Genomic DNA, 1,681 nt, shown 5'->3' with positions numbered 1-1,681 from the left:
ACTGGTCTTTATTCAATAACTGTTTTCTAAATATGGTTTCATTAACCATTGCTCTAACTTCGTGATTTGAAAATTTGTCAATATTCAAACTTGGATAAAATTTTTTGAAGAATCTTTCTGCTTGTTTATCTAAAATTTCATTTGCCTTTGTAAGCATATCTCGTTCACTACTAATTTTACTTAACATCAAACGTTGTTTTTGAATTTCCATTTTATTATTAAAGATAAGTGAATTTTCCCATCGTTTTAATTCACCTAATCGTTTATCAATGTTTTCATCATTAATAAATAATTTCAATTCTTTTGAAAGATTTTTCAGTTCTCCTTTTTCTAAAGGTGAGAAAGTTTTTTCAAATTTTAAAGTGAAGTTTTGGTCTTGTTTTAACACTTTCTCTTGACTTTCAAGTTTATCAAGTTCGGCTAGAATATCATTGTAACTTTGAATTTCTAAATTTTTTCTTTTTAACTCGCTTATAACTCCTTTTTCTTCTAATTTTTTTGAGTAAAAACCTTCATGAATTGTTGGTAGTTCTTTTTTTCCAAGTTCCGCATGCGATTTTTCTGTAATTTGTTGATCGATATTTCTATCTTTTAAATATTGGTTGACTTTATCAGCCCAATCTTTACGAATTTCAGAAACAAGAGATTTTCTATCCCAATCATTTGTTTTAATAGAAACCATTTTAATTTTACCATTTTCTAATAAAATCGGGTTCCCATTTTCATCTAGTTTAGGTATCTTTTTTCGCTTGTTAAGAATATTTCCTTCACTATCTACTTCTCTCATTGTTAGCATAATATGAGCATGGGGATTGTTTTCATCATCTCTATGAATGGCTACGTCTGCAATCATTCCTTCGCTGACAAAATTATCTTTAACAAATTCTTCTATCAGTGATCGTTGATCTGTATTATTTAATTCAATTGGCAATGCTACATTTACTTCTCGGCAAATTTGAGAATTAACCTGTTTTTCTGCTAATTCCATTTTGTTCCATAAAGTCTGTCTATCTAAAAATTCATTAGGTACATAATCAGGCTTTAAAATAAAAGCTTCTGGTTTAACAGTTCTATGGTTGTATAGATTAGTTTTTTCATATAGTTCACTATACAATTTTTCACCGCTTCGATAAGAAGCCATTGCAATTAAACTTCTTTTTCCGCCTTCTCTTTTTGCTATTGTCATAGATAAATGGAAGATTGCCAATTGTATCACCTCTCTTTCTTTTCAAACATGAGCGTAGCGAATTTTAACAAACACGCTTGACGATAAAACGAAATGTAAATTAAGTTTTATAGCACAATTACCACTAAATGAAATTTAGGGGTATAAGTGCGCCCTTAGTAAAACATCTAAGGGAATTCTCTATAGATTAATTTTACCATTTATCAATGAAAAAGTAACTATGTTTAATCTGACATTTCCGTTTATATTTATTGATTTTAGAAATATAATATAATACGATAGACATATACAAATTATCAGGAGGGATATTTTATGGAAAATCAAGATCAAACCATCAAGACAGAAAATGAGCAAATTATTCCAAAAATAAAACCAAAAAAGAGAAAGAAAAAAACTGTTTCTGATATTGAACTTCAAATTAAAGAATTACAAAAGAAAAAAGAAGAATTAATTCTGAAATCAAAAGCAGATATTGGTGATTTTATCCTTTCTACT

1 protein-coding gene and 1 pseudogene are annotated in these 1,681 nt (G+C 28.1%); one reads left to right on the top strand and one right to left on the bottom strand.

Annotated elements, in window-relative coordinates:
- On the bottom strand, positions 1-1,207 hold a 1,207-nt coding region (gene mobQ, locus ACKTSC_RS13370; protein WP_407857828.1), incomplete at its 3' end, for a MobQ family relaxase.
- Between the two features lie 291 nt (positions 1,208-1,498).
- Here mobQ and ACKTSC_RS13365 point away from each other — a divergent pair.
- A pseudogene (locus ACKTSC_RS13365) lies at positions 1,499-1,681 on the top strand (hypothetical protein); the annotation flags it as partial.

It is taken from the genome of Enterococcus hailinensis (assembly GCF_045862035.1).
Classification (GTDB): domain Bacteria; phylum Bacillota; class Bacilli; order Lactobacillales; family Enterococcaceae; genus Enterococcus_A; species Enterococcus_A hailinensis.
The sequence above is the reverse complement of the archived record's forward strand: the minus strand, read 5'-3'. Positions and strand labels throughout refer to the sequence as shown.